The organism is Brevibacterium sp. H602 (genome assembly GCF_051172395.1).
Lineage (GTDB): Bacteria > Actinomycetota > Actinomycetes > Actinomycetales > Brevibacteriaceae > Brevibacterium.
Window position 1 is genome coordinate 100,195 of record NZ_JBPIZD010000001.1, and the last position, 14,165, is coordinate 114,359.

Sequence of the window (14,165 nt, forward strand, 5' to 3'; positions counted from 1 at the left end):
GGAGACGGCCTGAGCGGAATCGGCCCTAGGAGCCCGCAGGCGGGATGAAGACCGTCGGCGTCGTCGCCATCCGAGCGAAGTCGATGTCCCTGACCATATCGTCGACGGATCTCCACGGGGCACCGTCTCCGTCGAATCCCAGTGACTGCTGCATCCAGGCGAAGACGTCTTCATTGGTCCAGCCGAGGCCGCGCAGCTGCTGATAGGTCACCGCTCCATCGCGTTTGGCCAGCCGCTGACCACTGTCGTTGAGCACCAGTGGAACATGCACCCAGTCCGGTTCGGGCAGACCAAGCCGCCGTGCCAGGTACGCCTGCCGGGGTGCCGAAGAAGCGAGATCGTCGCCGCGCAGGATCTCGTCGATTCCGGTCGCTGCATCATCGACGACGACGGTGAGATTGTAGGCGAAGACACCGTCACCTCGCCGCAGCACGAGATCGTCGACGACGGCCTCCACCCGGCCGAGCAGCACATCGTCGATGCTGTGGACTCGGTTGTCCGCGCGCAGACGCAGCGCCGGGCGCCGATTGCTCGCTTCGAGCCTCAGTCGGGCGGACTCGCGCTCTTCTTCCCCGAGACGGCGACAGGTCCCCGGGTACGCCCCGGGTGGTGCGTGCGGTGCGCTCGGGGCCTGAGCGATGTCCTTGCGTGAGCAATAGCATTCGTAGACGAGTCCGTCCGCCTCCAGCCTCGCAATCGCGGCGGCGTATTCGGCAGTGCGTTCGGATTGGACCAGAGGAGCTTCGTCCGGGACGACGCCGAGGTCGGCGAAGACCTGAAGCTGTGAGTCGGCTGCTCCGGCCTTCACCCGATCGAGGTCTTCGATCCGCCACACGAACCGCCGGCCTGTCTGCCGGGCACGCACATAGCTGAGCAGTCCGGAGCGGATATTGCCGATGTGGAGGTCACCGCTCGGGCTCGGAGCGAAACGGCCCGCTCCGCCGCCTTGCTGTCTCTCCGTCACTGAGGGGACACGAGATCGCCGTACTGCGGGAAGCGCTCGAGGTAGTCCTGGACGTACGAACAGGTCGGCACGATGGTCGACCCGTCGGCCCGGATGAGGTCGAGCACCTGGGTGACGAGGGTACGGGCGAAGCCTCGTCGGGAGAAGCCTTCGGAGATGATCGTGTGCTGGAGTTCCAGAGTGTGGTCATCGATAACCTGGTAGGCGAGGAACCCGATGAACTCTCCCGGGTTCTCATCGGTGAACAGCTCGTACCGTTCGCGGTCGATGTTCTTCACCATTCGAACCGGTGTGGGGCTGAGTTGAGGCTGTGGCATTGATGCACTCCTTCATGGCCGACTCCTATGTGAACGATACATGGTCGAACAGGGCCAGGTCGCTGTCGACCGGGCCCTGTTCGCAACCGGGGAATCAGTCGATGATCTTCGAGGTCAGAGCATCCGCCTCGGTGTCGGCGGTCGTTTTTCGCTGGAGTCGGGATTCGAGCCAGCGGGCGAACCCGGCGACGATCATGTTGATGATGATGAACAGGAGTGCCCCGACGATGAACGTCGGCAACAGGTTGTTGTACTCTCGGCCGATGAGGTTCACCTGGTAGAGCAGGTCCTGATACGTGACGATGAAGCCCAGAGCCGAATCCTTCAGGAGCACGACGATCTGAGCGATGATCGTCGGCATCATCGCTCGCAGCGCCTGCGGCATGAGCACCAGACTCATCACCTGTCCCGAGCGCAGCCCGATCGCCATGGCCGCTTCACGCTGCCCGGTGGGGACGGCGAGGATGCCTGCACGGATGATCTCGGCCAGCACCATTCCGTTGTAGAGGGTCAGGCCGAAGACGACCGACCAGAAGGAACCGATCTCGTTGCCGAAGAGGAGGAACATCGCGAAGATGAGCAGCAGCACGGGCACGCCGCGGAAGAATTCGAGGACGATCGTTCCGGGGACCGAGATGACCTTCTTGGGTGAGAGCCGCAAAAGGGCGAAGACCACTCCGACCACCAACGCGAGGACTGATGCCACGACCGCGACCTTGAGGGTCGCGAGCATGCCTTGGAGCAGGACGGTCTGAATTTGCGCGAAGGTGAAGGGGTACCACTTCTCGGGTGCGAGCTGACCGGCGTCGGCGAACTTCCAGATCACAAATGCAACGAGTGCCAACAGCACGATCAGCGACGCGATCGAGAGGATGATGTTGTTCCGGCGCGACTTCGGCCCCGGTTCGTCGAACAGCACTTGAGTGGGAGCGCTCATCGCAGAATCACCAGCTTCTTCTCCAGGTAGTCGAAGACACGGCCGAGCAGCAGAGCCAGGATCAGATAGGCCAAGGCGGTGCCGAACAAGATCGGGATGACGAGGTCACCGCGGATTTCGATGGCATTGCGCATCGCGGAGATCAGCTCTCGGTTGTTGAACGCCGAGGCGATGGAGGTGTTCTTGAGCATCGCGATGATCACACTGCCCAGGGGCGGGATGACCGTGCGGAACGCCTGCGGCAGAATCACTTCGCTCAAGGTCTGGCCGAAGCTCAGGCCCACTGCGCGTGCGGCTTCAGCTTGCCCGACGGGAATCGTCGCGATTCCCGACTTCAGCGTCTCCGCAACGAAGCACGCGGTGTAGGCGATGAGAGCGATCGTGGCGTAGACGAAGGAGTTGAACGAACTCGTCGACCCGAATCGGATGTCAAGGAACGGCAGTCCGAACGCACAGAAGAACATCACGAGCGTCAGCGGAGTGTTCCGGACGACGTTGATGTACGTCGATGCGGCGATGCGCAGCACAGGGGTCGGTGAGACACGCATCGCGGCGAGCACCGTACCGAGGATCATCGATCCGATCAGGGCGACGGTGAAGAGTTTGATCGTTCCCCACGCGCCGGAGAGGAACATCTGGAGAAGCTCCAGGAAATCCATGGCAGATTCCTTAATCGATGCGAGGGCACCGCTGTCGGTGCCCTCGCATCATGTCAATCTGTGGACTGGGTCAGTAGCGGTCGACCTTGGGCATGTCGACACCATCGGTGGATCCGAGGGTGTATTCGAATGCCTTCTTCCAATCGCCGTCGTCCATGCCCTTCTCCAGAGCATCGTTGACCGCGTCCCGCAGGGCCTTGTCGTCCTTGGGCAGACCGACGCCGTAGGGCTCTTCGGTGAAGGGCTTGCCCACGACCTTGAACTCGCCCTCGTACTGCTTGGCATAGCCGCGCAGAATCGCGTCATCGGTGGTCACCGCGTCGACGGAGCCCGACTGCAGGTCGGTGACGCACTTCGAGTACGCGTCATAGGTGACGAGTTCGGCCTTCTTGTACTTGTCCTTGATGTTCTGCGCCGGGGTCGAACCGTCGACGGAGCAGACCTTCTTGCCGTCGAGATCCTCAGGTCCCGCGATATCGGAGTCCTCGGCGACGAGCAGATCCTGGCCGGCGACGTAGTACGGTCCGGCGAAGTCGACGACCTTCTTGCGCTCATCGTTGATCGTGTACGTAGCCACGACCAGATCGACGTTGCCCTGCTGCAGGAACGGCTCGCGGTTGGCCGAGACCGTCTCCGTGTACTTGATCTGGTCAGGCTTGAATCCGAGCTGTGCGGCAACCATCTTCGCGATCTCGATGTCGAAGCCCTCGGGCTGTTCAGAGCCGGCCGAGACGTTGCCGAGGCCCGGCTGGTCCTTCTTCACACCGATGGTGATCTCACCGGCGTCCTTCGCGGCCTTCCATGTCTTCGAGTCGGCGATGTCCGCGCTCTCGTTGACTGTGTATTCGGGTGCTTCTGCCTTGGCGCCGTCGCCGTCGGCAGGTGCGTCCGGGGTTCCGCCCTGGCCGCAGCCGCTGAGTGCCAGCATTCCGATGGCCACCGAGGCGACCGCCAGTCTGAGCTTCTTCATGGTCTCTCCTTGTGAGTGAGGTGGTGCTGATTGAAAGCGGTGGTGTCAGTTGGTCAGGATCTTCGACAGGAAGTCCTTGGCTCGGGGGCTCTGGGGGTTCGTGAAGAACTCCTCGGGTTCGGCGACTTCGACGATCTCCCCGTCGGCCATGAACACCACGCGATGGGCGGCTTTGCGCGCGAAGCCCATCTCGTGGGTGACCACGACCATGGTCATACCCTCCTCGGCGAGTCCGACCATGACATCGAGGACTTCGTTGATCATCTCCGGGTCCAACGCCGAGGTGGGCTCGTCGAAGAGCATCACCTTCGGCTTCATCGCCAGAGACCGGGCAATTGCAACACGCTGTTGCTGCCCGCCGGAGAGCTGAGCCGGATACTTGTCGGCCTGGTGGGCGACGCCGACGCGTTCGAGCAGCGCCATCGCCTGTTGGTCCGCCTCGGCCTTCGGGATCTTGCGCACCTTGATCGGTCCCAGCGTAACGTTCTCGAGGATCGTCTTGTGGGCGAAGAGGTTGAAGGCCTGGAACACCATGCCGACGTCGGAGCGCAGCTGAGCCAGGGCCGCGCCTTCGGCGGGCAGTTCGCTGCCGTCGATCGTGATGCTGCCGGAGGTGATGGTCTCCAGCCGATTGATCGTCCGGCACAGGGTCGATTTGCCTGACCCGGAGGGGCCGATGACGACGACGACCTCGCGTTCGGCGATATCGAGGTTGACGTTCTTCAAAGCGTGGAAGTCGCCGTAGTGCTTCTCGACATTGCTCAAGGACACCAGTGGCGGTGGTGATTCAGCTCTCATGAACAATGATCCTAGTGAATTCGGGCACGCAAGAGAAACTCATGCCCGGTCGGGTTCGAACTGCAACCGACTTGTGATCTCAGGCTCGATCCGAATGCAGTTCGGTTCCGGATCGCGGCTGGGCCTCAGACGGCGGCGTGTGCGATCCTCTCGCCCTCTTCGCGAAGTTCGATCTTGCGGATCTTTCCCGACACCGTCATGGGGAAGGAATCCCGGACCTCGACGTAGCGGGGGATCTTGAAGTGGGCGAGTTTGCCGGAGCAGAACTCCCGCACCTCCTCGGCGCTCAGGGATTCGAAGCCGTCCTTGAGGATCACCCAAGCCATGAGCTCCTCCCCGTACTTCTCGTCGGAGACCCCGACGACCTGGACGTCGCGGATGGCCGGGTGGTGGTAGAGGAACTCTTCGATCTCCCGCGGATAGACGTTCTCGCCGCCGCGGATGACCATGTCCTTGATGCGACCGGAGATGTCGACGTAGCCGTCCTCGTCCATGATCGCGAGGTCGCCGGTGTGGATCCACCGAGCTGCGTCGATCGTCTCCGCCGTCTTGTCGGGCTGCTCCCAGTATCCGAGCATGACCGCGTAGCCGCGGGTGCAGAATTCGCCCTTCTGTCTGCGCGGGAGAGTCTGTCCGGTGACCGGGTCGGCGATCTTGATCTCGAGATGGGGCATCACGCGCCCGACCGTCTGGGTGCGCTTCTCCAGGGAGTCGTCGACGCGGGTCATCATCGACACGGGTGCCGTTTCGGTCATGCCGTAGCAGATGGCGACCTCCGACATGTTCATATCGTCGATGACTCTGCGCATCGTGTTCACCGGGCACGGGGACCCGGCCATGACGCCGGTGCGCAGGCTCGAGAAATCGAACTCGGAGAACTGCGGGTGTTCGAGTTCGGCGATGAACATCGTCGGCACACCATAGAGGGAGGTGGCCTTCTCCTCGGTGACGGCGGTCATCGTCTCCAGCGGGTCGAAGCCTGGTGAGGGCAGCACGATCGCCGCCCCGTGGCTGAGTGCGGCGAGGTTGCCGATGACCATGCCGAAGCAGTGGTAGTAGGGCACGGGCACGACGACGGTGTCAGCAGTGGTGTATGAGAGCGTCTCGCCGATGAAGAATCCGTTGTTGAGGATGTTGTGGTGGCTGAGCGTCACGCCTTTGGGGAATCCGGTGGTGCCTGAGGTGTATTGGATGTTGATCGGCTCATCGGCCGACAGGTCGTCCATCACCTGCTGCAGGCGGACGCCGTACTTCGCGCCCGAGTCGGCCAGCAGCTGCCTGCCGTGTCCGATGAGGCGGGCGAAGGACTGACGTTCGCCGATGTTCGCGCCGCCGATGAGGTCCTCGGGGACGGTGTCGAGGAACACCAGGTCGAGTGCCGGGACCTTCGCAGCTACCTCGGTGCCGATGGCGTGGAAATCCGAATGCGGGGGTGCCACGACCTGCGAGATGAGCAGCGTCATCCCGGACTGCTTGGCCACGTATTCGAGTTCGTGGCTGCGGTAGGCGGGGTTGACGTTGACGAGGATGGCGCCCATCTTCGCGGTCGCGTACTGGACGAGGGCCCATTCGGCAACGTTCTGCGCCCAGATCCCGACTCGGTCGCCCTTCTTCACGCCGCGTTCGAGCAGTCCCACGGCCAGTGCATCGGTGTCGGCGTCGAACTCCGCGTACGTCCACCGCCGGTTCGATTTCCGGTCGACGAGTGCCAAGGCATCGGGGTTCGCAGTCGCGATGCGTTTGAAGTGCTCTCCGATGGTGATCCCGAGCAGGGGTTCGGTGGAGATACCGGAGGAATAGGACAGTTCGGCCACGGCGCTGTGCTCCTTGAAATGTCAGTGGTTCAATGTGACTGATTGCACACTATGCCGTCGTGGTCCATCATGCAAAAGCTCCGCAGAAAGTCCTCCCCTGCTCCGGCTTGCCCTGGATCGACGTGCCCTACCTGGGCCGACAGTTCCACCGCTCCGTCTTCGACGAGCACGAGCTCATCGGCCAGCGCGCTGACGTCGTCGATGTCATGAGTGATGAGCAGTGCGCTGCGATCGGCCAGGAGTTCGGCGACCACCTGACGGGTCTCGACGCGCACATCGACGTCGAGTGCGGCAAGGGGCTCGTCGAGCAGAAGCAGCCGCGGATCGACGAGGAGGGCGCGGGCCAGAGCGATGCGTGCGGCCTGGCCGCCCGAGACCGCTTCGGGTCGCCGTTGCGCACAGTGACCGACGCCGAGGCGGTCGAGCATGTCCTGCGCCCGTTCCCGGGCCGGCCCGCGGGCCATGCCGTGAGCGCGTAGACCGTAGCTCGCGTTGTCGATGACGCTCAGGTGCGGGAACAGCAGCGGGTTCTGCGCCAGATGGATGATGCCGCGGTCGTGGATGGCCGGCCAGTGCCCGGCGTCCAGATCGAAGATCGCGTCGTCACCGATGCGCAGGTGTCCGGAGTCGGGGCGCAGCGCTCCGGTGAGGATGTGGAACAGGCTCGATTTGCCGGCGCCGTTGCGCCCGATGATCGCGGTCGTCCCCCCGACGGGGACGGTGAAGTTGAGAGCGATTCCCCGCTCGGCAAGTTCCACCGCGGTGCTCAGACGCCCTCCGGACGGTGGACCGGATGTGATCGGAGCACCCTGTGCCCGGTCATGGCGCGGTGGCGGGGTGGCCGCCTCGGCGAGCGTGGACTTCACCGTCCGGGGTGTCGGGCGGAGGCGGGGGGCGTGCGGGGATCGGTACGCTAGGACGATGATGACCACGGCGATGACGATGAGCAGCAGGGACAGGCCGATGGCGGCCTGCGGATCCGATTCGCGGACGAGGTAGATCTGCAGGGGCATCGTGCGAGTGACGCCGGAGAGGGATCCGGCGAAGGTCAGGGTGGCACCGAATTCACCGAGGGAGCGAGCGAAGCAGAGGACGGCGCCAGTGGTGATGCCGTTGCGCAGGAGCGGCAGCGTGACCGTGAAGAACACGCGGTCGGGTTTCGCCCCGAGTTCGGCGGCGGTGAGCTCGAAGCGACGCCCCAGAGCCGTGGTTGCGGTCTCGACCGACATGACCATGAACGGCAGCGAGACGAAGATCTGGGCCATGATCACCGCCGAGGTGGTGTAGGCCAGGCTCAGTCCGAGATCTTCCGCGGCGCCGCCGAGCACGGCCGAGCGCCCCCAGGTGTAGAGCAGTGCCAGACCGCTGACCACCGGTGGAAGCACGAGCGGCAGCAGGATGAGGGTGCGCACGATCCGCTGCCCGCGGAAGTCCTTGGTCGCGAGCAGGTAGCCCAGCGGGAACCCGAGGGCGACGCTGACCAGGGCCGAGATCACCGAGGTCAGCAGGGACAGCTTCATCGCCAGCCGCGATTCCTCGGCCGTGATCACGGCGAGCAGACTCTGCGGGTCGACTCGGGTGAGCATGCCGATGATCGGCAGGAGCAGGAATACGATGCCGATGACGGCGGGCAGCCACAACCAGCCGGGAATGAGCGAATCCGATCTGAGCCTCCTCGGCGAGAGGGACGGGGATGCCTTCGAACGGTTCGAGGATTGCGCGGGCATGGTCAGCCTGCGGCGAATCCGGCGTCGCGCAGCAGCTTCTGAGCCGTGTCGGAGCCGAGGAACTTCACGAAGGCATCGGCTTGGTCCTGGTTCTCGCTGGCTCTGACTGTGGCGGCCGGGTACTTGTTGATGACCTTGTCTGCGCCGTCGAGGTCGACCTGTTGAACCTTGCCGTCTCCACGGGCGATGTCAGTGACGTAGACGATTCCGGCATCGGCCTGTCCGGCGCTGACCTTGCCGAGGACGTCGGTGACCGAGTTCTCTTCGCTGACCGGATCGAGTTCGACGTCATTGAGGTCGGCCCACTTCTCCGTCGCGGCTCCACAGGGCACCTGGGGCGCGCAGACGACGAGGTCGTTGCCGGGGAAGTCCTGGGAGCTCTTGAACGCCTTCGGATTGCCGTCGGCCACAGCCATGGTGAGTGTGTTCGAAGCGAACGTCTCAGGTTCGCCGGCGAGCAGGTCGTCTGTCTCCAGCGTGTCCATCGTCTTCTCATCAGCGGTGGCGATGACGTCGGCGGGGGCACCTTCGGAGATCTGGGAGACCAGGTCGGACGATCCGGCGAAGGAGAACTTCACATCGGGTGCACTCGGATCGGCGGCTTTGTACTTATCGGCGACGTCTTCGAAGACTTCGGTGAGCGAAGCGGCGGCAAAGACGGTGATCTCTTCCGGTTGGTCCACTTCGGGCCCCGAGTCCGATCCCGAGGAACAGGCGGTCAGGGTCAGGGCTGCGACGGTGCAGAGCCCCAGCAGGGTTTTCTTCATACACCCATTGAACCCGCAGATGCGGCTTCGTGTCGACTTCAGTTCCGATTATGAGACTCGGATGTGTCGTGCTGCGGGGAAGAGTCGGCTGCGATTCATGAACCCGGGACGGTGTCGATCGACACCATCGTCGCCTTCACCGAGGCGGTCGCGAGACTTCCCGGTTCGAGCTCGAGTTCACGACAGGCTTCGGCCGACATCAGCGATACCACGCGGAAAGGACCGCACTGCATGCTCACCTGGGCCATCACTCCGTCGATGCTGACGTCAGTGACGAGTCCGGCGAAGCGGTTGCGTGAGGAGCTCATAACGCCGCTGGGGTCGGCGAGTGAGGCCGCGGACGACTGCGCGAGTTCGGCGAGTTCCCTGCCTTCGACGACGGCACGGTTCGAGGAGTCCTTGAGCGAGGTGAGCCGCCCGTCGGCGACCCACCGGCGCACCGTGTCGTCGCTGACGCCGAGGAACCGTGCGGCCTCGCTGATGCGCAGCTGAGTCATTCGAGGGCTCCCACCCATTCGTCGCTGCCGTCGGCGAAGTGCTGGTGCTTCCAGATCGCCACTCGGGCTTTGACCTCGTCGATGAGTTCGGAACAGGCCAGGAACGAGTCCTTCCGGTGGGCCGAGGCCACGACGGCGGCCAGAGCCACGTCTCCGATGGTGAGGTCGCCGACCCGGTGGACGACGGAGAGGCGGACCTCGGCGTGGCGGGCAGCGATGTCGGCGGCCACCTCGGCGATCTGATCGGCCGCGAGGGGGTGGGCCTCATAGTGCAGGGAACTGACGCCACGGCCCTCGTCGTGGTCGCGGATGACGCCGGAGAAGCTCACGACTGCGCCGCAGGTGTCGGTGAGGACTTCGGGTTCGAGTGCCTGGGTCGAAACCGGGGTCTCGACGACTCCCGTGGTCACGACGGTTCCGGTGCTCATGACTCTCGTGTCCAATCTCCGCTCCTTCCGCCTGACTTCTCGATGACCTTGATATCGCTGATCACGGCCTGATTGTCCACGGCCTTGATCATGTCGAAGATCGTCAGCGCGGCCGTGGTCACGGCCGTCAGGGCTTCCATCTCGACTCCGGTCTTCGACACCGTCTTCACTGCGGCGGTGATGGTCACACGATCGTCGCCGAGTGCGAATTCGACGTCGATTCCGGTCAGCGGCAGCGGATGGCACAGGGGAATGAGGTCGCTGGTGCGCTTCGCCCCCATCACTGCGGCGATGCGCGCCACGGGCAGGGCGTCTCCCTTGGGCAGTCCCGCCTCGGCGATCATGTCGATGACCTCGCTGCGGGTCGTGATGGTCCCGGTGGCCACCGCCCGGCGTTTGGTCACGTCTTTGTCGCCGACATCGACCATCTGGGCGGTTCCGGTCTCGTCGACGTGCGAGAGCTTCATGCGATCTTCCACGTCATCAGCCTATCCCCCGCGGGTGAGAATGGGTTGTCCGGTCCGGGTTCGTCGGGTGAGACGAAGACGAGGTGGGTCGCCTCGGCGTAGCTGTGGAGCAGGTGGGAACGGGAATCGCCGACGAATTCGAGGCCCGCCTCAGTGAGCCGGGCACGGCGGACCTGGAGCTTCCCGGCCGGCGGGGTCTCATCGAACCCGTGGGCCAGGCGGTGGTGGGCGACTTCGCGGGGCGCTGCGTCGCCTGCCAGGCCGAGCAGCGCGGGACGGATGAACAGTTCGAAGCTGATGAGGGTGCTCACCGGGTTGCCGGGCAGCGCGACCCAGGCGTGGTCTGCCAGACGCCCGCATCCCTGTGGTCCGCCGGGCTGCATGGCGATGGGTTCGAAGACCATCGCGGATTCGGCATCGAGTTCGGCTGCGAGCTTGACGACTTCGTGAGCGCCTTTGGAGATTCCGCCGGTGGAGATGACGAGCTGTGCGTCGCTGCGCCGCACTCGGTCGAGCAGCTGCTGCGGATCATCGGGGACGAAGGCGACATCGACTTCGACGCCGAGGCGGCGCAGCCCGGCCGAGAGCGTCACTGAGTTCGCGTCGTTGATTCCGGCGGCCGCCTCGGCGGCGATCTCGTCACCTGTGCTCACGATGAGCACGCGTGGCAGGCCGAGCACGGGCAGTTCGTTCACTCCACACGCGGCGGCCACGCCGAGGTGGGCGGGCGTCAGCATGGTGCCCGCGCTCAGCACGGTCTGACCGGCGCTCACGTCAGAGCCGCGGGGGCGGACGAATGCTCCCGGGCGCGGTTCCGCATGAGCGTCGAGGGTGATGGATTCGGCACCGAAGCGTCCCGGTGAGGTGTCTTCGATCTTGACGACCATATCGGTACCCTGCGGCAGCGGTGCCCCGGTCATGATCTCGGTTGCGGTGCCTGGTCGAACTGCCTCACCACGTGCTCCTGCGGCGACGCGGCCGTGCACGGGAATCGGGCGGTGCCGCATCTCCTCCACGGTGGCCGCGGCCAAGGCATAGCCGTCCATGCTCGAGTTGTCGAAGCCGGGCACATCGATCGGCGATTCCACATCGGCGGTCAGTCGCCTCGGCGCATCCAGCAGCGAACTCAGCGGCAGGCTCACCGGACCGGTCAGCGGCGATATGATCTCGGATATGCGCTCACGATGCATCTTCGCAGTAGTCATGGGACGATGATATCGACACGCTTTTCAAGGAGGATGACGCAATGGAGAAGATCGGCCTGCCCATGCCGGTGCTGAGAACTCCGACGGTCGACCCGGGCGAGGAGTTCACCGCCCATAAGGAGGACTCGCTGCTCGACACCTTCGACCGGCGGGCTCGGGACCTCCGCATCTCCCTCACGGACTTCTGCAATCTGCGTTGCACCTACTGCATGCCGGAAGAGGGCGTCGAATTCATGTCCCGCGACTCGGCAATGTCCGGTGACGAGATCGTGCGCTTCGTCCGCATTGCCGTGGAGAAGTTCGGCGTCGACCAGGTCCGGTTCACCGGCGGCGAACCCCTGACCCGCAAGGACATCAACGAGATCATCGCCGGCGTCGCGGCACTGGAACCGCGACCGAACATCGCCCTGACGACCAACGCGATCGGTCTGGACAAACGCGCCGCTGGGCTGAAAGAGGCGGGACTGGATCGCATCAACGTCTCTCTCGACACGATCGATCCGGAGACCTTCACCACCATGACCCGGCGCCCGTTCCTCAAGCGGGTGCTCGAAGGCATCGACGGGGCGAAAGCCGCCGGCCTCGAGCCTGTGAAGATCAACGCCGTGCTGCTGCCGGGAGTCAACGATGCACAGGCGCCTGATCTGCTGCAGTGGTGCCTCGAACAGGATCTGAGCCTGCGGTTCATCGAACAGATGCCCCTGGACGCCGGACATTCCTGGGAGCGGACGTCGATGATCACCGCCGCCGACATCTTCGCCCTCCTCGAACCCCGATTCGTCCTCACCCCGGATTCGGCCCCGCGCAACGGCGCCCCGGCCGAGAAGTTCCTCGTCGCCGATCGACGCCGTCCCGATACGATCCTCGGCACCGTCGGCATCATCGCTTCGGTCACGCGTCCCTTCTGCGCCGACTGCACTCGCACCCGGCTGACCGCGGAAGGACGTGTGCGCACCTGCCTGTTCTCCCGCACCGAGGTCGATCTGCTCACCGCGATGCGCGATGGTGCCTCCGACGAATCGATCGCGAACCTGTGGAAGGGTGCGCACTGGAAGAAGCTCGCCGGTCATGGGATGGACACGGATTCGTTCGAGCAGCCGCAACGACCCATGAGCGCCATCGGAGGATAAGTGCCCACCATCACCGTTCGGTTCTTCGCCGCAGCCCGGGAGGCCTTCGGGGCCCGCGAATCACAGATCCATGCCGGGTCCGTCGATGAGCTCGTCACGACCCTCGCCGAGGCGGCCGACCCCCAAGCCGCGACCGTGCTGTCGCGCTCGAGCTTCCTCGTCAATTCCGTGGCCGCCACCGATCGGTCCGCGAAACTGTCCGACGGTGACACCGTCGATGTCCTCCCCCCGTTCGCCGGCGGGTGAGGCCCTGATCGGCGAGATCGGCTGAAGCCTCGTCAGCTCTGCTGTGGAGCCGGCTGCGACAGATAGGCGAGATATCCACCGTTGACCGACGTCACTGCCATGCCATGTGAACGCAGCTGCGCAGCGGTCTTCGCCGAGCGCACTCCCGACCGGCAGTACAGTGCGATCCCGTGCGGCCGTGCGGGGGCAGCGTCAGAAATGGCGGGCGTGTCTGTTGTGTTGGCAGTCGGCAGGCGGCTGGGATCGTCGAGCAGCTCGTCCATCGGAATGTGAATGGCACCGGGGACCATCCCCGAGGCGACCTCATAGTCATCGCGGATGTCGACGAGGATGGAGCCGGACTCGACCTCCGCCCAGGTGACGGTGGCCGGCCCGAGACGGTCCTCCCCTGTGGTCGAGCCTTTTGCACTCTCTGCCGTGTCGCCGTCGGTGCTCAGAGAGTCGAACGTGTGCTGGGCATAGTCGCCGCGATGCTGCTCGAGGTCAGTGACCGGAGGCCTGCCGGGGATCGGCCGGACCGGGACCGTCTCCCAGCCCGCGTCGAGGCTGCTGTGGATCGCCACGCTGTTGATCAGCGGTGTCCCGATGCCGGTGAGCACCTTGATGGCCTCCATCGCCATGGCGGATCCGATGCTTCCGCACAGGGGCCCGAGGACTCCGGCGACCGAGCAGTCGGGCACACTGCCCGGAGCGGGAACCTCAGGGTAGAGGTCGCGCAGGGTGGCGCCGCGTTCGGCATCGAAGACGGCGACCTGGCCGTCGAAGCCGAGGATCGTTCCCCAGACGAGCGGGATTCCGAGAATCTCACAGGCATCATTGGCAAGGTAGCGGGTGGCGAAGTTGTCGCTGCCGTCGACGACGATGTCGACGCCTGCGAAGAGTTCGAGAGCGTTGTCCGGAGTGAGCAGCTGCGGAATCGTGCGGACCTCGATCGACGAATTGATCCCGTTCATCCGCTGCTGAGCGGAATCGATCTTACGAGTGCCGATGGCCGCCTCGGTGTGGATGACCTGTCGATGCAGATTGCTCAGTTCGACGATATCGGGGTCGACCACGGTGATCGTGCCGATGCCCACGGCCGCGAGGTAGCTGAGAATCGGGGCACCGAGTCCCCCGGCACCGATGACGAGCACCTGCGAGTCGAGCAGCGACGCCTGCGCGCTCTCACCGAATCCGGACAGCCGGATCTGCCGTGCGTAGCGGGTCCGGTCGGCAGGGCCGAGGGGTGAAGTGGACATG

The 14,165-nt window shown here is 64.6% G+C and carries 16 protein-coding genes; 2 read left to right on the forward strand and 14 right to left on the reverse strand.

Annotated elements, in window-relative coordinates; all coding sequences use genetic code 11:
• Positions 1-25 precede the first annotated feature (25 nt).
• The 13 genes from gluQRS to ACSBQT_RS00515 all read right to left on the reverse strand — a co-directional run bounded on the left by gluQRS (position 26) and on the right by ACSBQT_RS00515 (position 11,550).
• Positions 26-964, reverse strand: a complete 939-nt coding sequence (gluQRS, locus tag ACSBQT_RS00455) for a tRNA glutamyl-Q(34) synthetase GluQRS (RefSeq protein ID WP_410710065.1) — start codon at positions 962-964, stop codon at positions 26-28.
• Complete coding sequence (locus ACSBQT_RS00460) at positions 961-1,281, reverse strand: GNAT family N-acetyltransferase (RefSeq protein WP_410710066.1); 321 nt, start codon at positions 1,279-1,281, stop codon at positions 961-963. The genes gluQRS and ACSBQT_RS00460 overlap by 4 nt, the downstream gene beginning before the upstream one ends.
• A 94-nt stretch (positions 1,282-1,375) precedes the next feature.
• Positions 1,376-2,218 (reverse strand): amino acid ABC transporter permease, encoded by an 843-nt coding sequence (locus ACSBQT_RS00465; RefSeq protein WP_410710067.1) that lies wholly within the window; start codon positions 2,216-2,218, stop codon positions 1,376-1,378.
• Entirely contained in the window at positions 2,215-2,877 is a 663-nt protein-coding gene (locus tag ACSBQT_RS00470; protein WP_410710068.1) for an amino acid ABC transporter permease, read from the reverse strand. Before ACSBQT_RS00470 ends, ACSBQT_RS00465 begins: the two co-directional genes overlap by 4 nt.
• Positions 2,878-2,947: 70 nt before the next feature.
• On the reverse strand, positions 2,948-3,847 hold the full coding sequence (locus ACSBQT_RS00475; protein WP_410710069.1) for a glutamate ABC transporter substrate-binding protein: 900 nt from the start codon (positions 3,845-3,847) through the stop codon (positions 2,948-2,950).
• A gap of 45 nt (positions 3,848-3,892) precedes the next feature.
• On the reverse strand, positions 3,893-4,645 hold the full coding sequence (locus ACSBQT_RS00480) for an amino acid ABC transporter ATP-binding protein (protein ID WP_410710070.1): 753 nt from the start codon (positions 4,643-4,645) through the stop codon (positions 3,893-3,895).
• A 125-nt stretch (positions 4,646-4,770) separates the two neighbouring features.
• On the reverse strand, positions 4,771-6,459 hold the full coding sequence (locus tag ACSBQT_RS00485; RefSeq protein WP_410710071.1) for an AMP-binding protein: 1,689 nt from the start codon (positions 6,457-6,459) through the stop codon (positions 4,771-4,773).
• A 29-nt stretch (positions 6,460-6,488) separates the two neighbouring features.
• Positions 6,489-8,186: an ABC transporter permease gene (locus ACSBQT_RS00490; RefSeq protein ID WP_435000567.1), complete on the reverse strand. Its 1,698-nt coding sequence runs from the start codon at positions 8,184-8,186 to the stop codon at positions 6,489-6,491.
• A gap of 2 nt (positions 8,187-8,188) precedes the next feature.
• The gene (gene modA, locus ACSBQT_RS00495; protein ID WP_410710073.1) at positions 8,189-8,953 is read right to left on the reverse strand and encodes a molybdate ABC transporter substrate-binding protein; all 765 of its coding nucleotides are present in this window, start codon (positions 8,951-8,953) and stop codon (positions 8,189-8,191) included.
• A gap of 95 nt (positions 8,954-9,048) precedes the next feature.
• Positions 9,049-9,450 (reverse strand): TOBE domain-containing protein, encoded by a 402-nt coding sequence (locus ACSBQT_RS00500; RefSeq protein WP_410710074.1) that lies wholly within the window; start codon positions 9,448-9,450, stop codon positions 9,049-9,051.
• The gene (locus ACSBQT_RS00505) at positions 9,447-9,878 is read right to left on the reverse strand and encodes a molybdenum cofactor biosynthesis protein MoaE (RefSeq protein WP_410710498.1); all 432 of its coding nucleotides are present in this window, start codon (positions 9,876-9,878) and stop codon (positions 9,447-9,449) included. Before ACSBQT_RS00505 ends, ACSBQT_RS00500 begins: the two co-directional genes overlap by 4 nt.
• Positions 9,875-10,345, reverse strand: a complete 471-nt coding sequence (gene moaC, locus ACSBQT_RS00510; protein ID WP_410710499.1) for a cyclic pyranopterin monophosphate synthase MoaC — start codon at positions 10,343-10,345, stop codon at positions 9,875-9,877. Before moaC ends, ACSBQT_RS00505 begins: the two co-directional genes overlap by 4 nt.
• Entirely contained in the window at positions 10,342-11,550 is a 1,209-nt protein-coding gene (locus ACSBQT_RS00515; RefSeq protein WP_410710075.1) for a molybdopterin molybdotransferase MoeA, read from the reverse strand. The genes moaC and ACSBQT_RS00515 overlap by 4 nt, the downstream gene beginning before the upstream one ends.
• Before the next feature lie 41 nt (positions 11,551-11,591).
• Here ACSBQT_RS00515 and moaA point away from each other — a divergent pair, with 41 nt between their 5' ends.
• Together moaA and ACSBQT_RS00525 are read left to right on the forward strand one after the other, a co-directional pair.
• Complete coding sequence (gene moaA / locus ACSBQT_RS00520) at positions 11,592-12,680, forward strand: GTP 3',8-cyclase MoaA (RefSeq protein WP_410710076.1); 1,089 nt, start codon at positions 11,592-11,594, stop codon at positions 12,678-12,680.
• Entirely contained in the window at positions 12,681-12,926 is a 246-nt protein-coding gene (locus tag ACSBQT_RS00525; RefSeq protein ID WP_410710077.1) for a MoaD/ThiS family protein, read from the forward strand.
• A gap of 32 nt (positions 12,927-12,958) precedes the next feature.
• Here the strand turns inward: ACSBQT_RS00525 and ACSBQT_RS00530 are convergent, their stop codons facing one another.
• Positions 12,959-14,164, reverse strand: a complete 1,206-nt coding sequence (locus ACSBQT_RS00530; protein WP_410710078.1) for a ThiF family adenylyltransferase — start codon at positions 14,162-14,164, stop codon at positions 12,959-12,961.
• Position 14,165: the final 1 nt, after the last annotated feature.

Coding starts and splice junctions, on each gene's coding strand:
- ACSBQT_RS00460 (WP_410710066.1), bottom strand. CDS start 1,281: ATGCCACAGCCTCAACTCAGCCCCACACCGGTTCGAATGGTGAAGAAC.
- ACSBQT_RS00465 (WP_410710067.1), bottom strand. CDS start 2,218: ATGAGCGCTCCCACTCAAGTGCTGTTCGACGAACCGGGGCCGAAGTCG.
- ACSBQT_RS00470 (WP_410710068.1), bottom strand. CDS start 2,877: ATGGATTTCCTGGAGCTTCTCCAGATGTTCCTCTCCGGCGCGTGGGGA.
- ACSBQT_RS00475 (WP_410710069.1), bottom strand. CDS start 3,847: ATGAAGAAGCTCAGACTGGCGGTCGCCTCGGTGGCCATCGGAATGCTG.
- ACSBQT_RS00480 (WP_410710070.1), bottom strand. CDS start 4,645: ATGAGAGCTGAATCACCACCGCCACTGGTGTCCTTGAGCAATGTCGAG.
- ACSBQT_RS00490 (WP_435000567.1), bottom strand. CDS start 8,186: ATGCCCGCGCAATCCTCGAACCGTTCGAAGGCATCCCCGTCCCTCTCG.
- modA (WP_410710073.1), bottom strand. CDS start 8,953: ATGAAGAAAACCCTGCTGGGGCTCTGCACCGTCGCAGCCCTGACCCTG.
- ACSBQT_RS00500 (WP_410710074.1), bottom strand. CDS start 9,450: ATGACTCAGCTGCGCATCAGCGAGGCCGCACGGTTCCTCGGCGTCAGC.
- ACSBQT_RS00505 (WP_410710498.1), bottom strand. CDS start 9,878: ATGAGCACCGGAACCGTCGTGACCACGGGAGTCGTCGAGACCCCGGTT.
- moaC (WP_410710499.1), bottom strand. CDS start 10,345: ATGAAGCTCTCGCACGTCGACGAGACCGGAACCGCCCAGATGGTCGAT.
- ACSBQT_RS00515 (WP_410710075.1), bottom strand. CDS start 11,550: ATGACTACTGCGAAGATGCATCGTGAGCGCATATCCGAGATCATATCG.
- moaA (WP_410710076.1), top strand. CDS start 11,592: ATGGAGAAGATCGGCCTGCCCATGCCGGTGCTGAGAACTCCGACGGTC.
- ACSBQT_RS00530 (WP_410710078.1), bottom strand. CDS start 14,164: ATGTCCACTTCACCCCTCGGCCCTGCCGACCGGACCCGCTACGCACGG.